Origin of the sequence: Azohydromonas lata, from assembly GCF_034427735.1 — a bacterium.
Taxonomy (GTDB): domain Bacteria; phylum Pseudomonadota; class Gammaproteobacteria; order Burkholderiales; family Burkholderiaceae_C; genus Azohydromonas; species Azohydromonas lata.
Genome location: NZ_JAXOJX010000209.1, coordinates 1 through 492, shown reverse-complemented (window position 1 = coordinate 492; position 492 = coordinate 1). Strand labels below are relative to the sequence as shown.

The 492-nt window shown below is 69.3% G+C and carries 1 protein-coding gene; it reads right to left on the bottom strand.

What is annotated here, in order from left to right; translation table 11 throughout:
• Positions 1-492, bottom strand: a 492-nt coding sequence (locus tag SM757_RS35055; protein ID WP_322468876.1) for a hypothetical protein, incomplete at both ends; no start/stop codon positions are given.

Genomic DNA, 492 nt, shown 5'->3' with positions numbered 1-492 from the left:
TGTCCACCACGGCATTGCTCGTGTCCGCCATCGTCGTCACGTTGCCCGCGTCGTCCGTCACCGTCACCGACACGTTGCGATTCGTGGCGTCGATGCTGTCGGCCACCAGGGTGTACGTCGCCGTCCACACCCCGTTGACGTTGCTCGCCGCCACGGCAGCCCCGCCGCCGAACGCGCTGAAATCGAACGTCACCCCGCTGATGGTGTCGGCGTTGGCGTCTCCTGCCGTGTTGGTCCACGTCGCCGTGACCGTGTCGCCGAGCTTGAAGGCGCCACCCGTGCCCGCTGCGCCGGTGATGTTCACGTTCGCGTCCGTCACCGTGGGCGCCACGTTGTCCACCGTGGCGTCGCTCGTGTCCGCCGTCGTCGTGGTGTTGCCCGCGTCGTCCGTCACCGTGGCCGTCACGTTGCGGCCCGTGGCGTCGATGCTGCCTGCCACGAGGGTGTACGTCGCCGTCCACACGCCGTTGCTGTTCGTCGCCGCCACGGCCG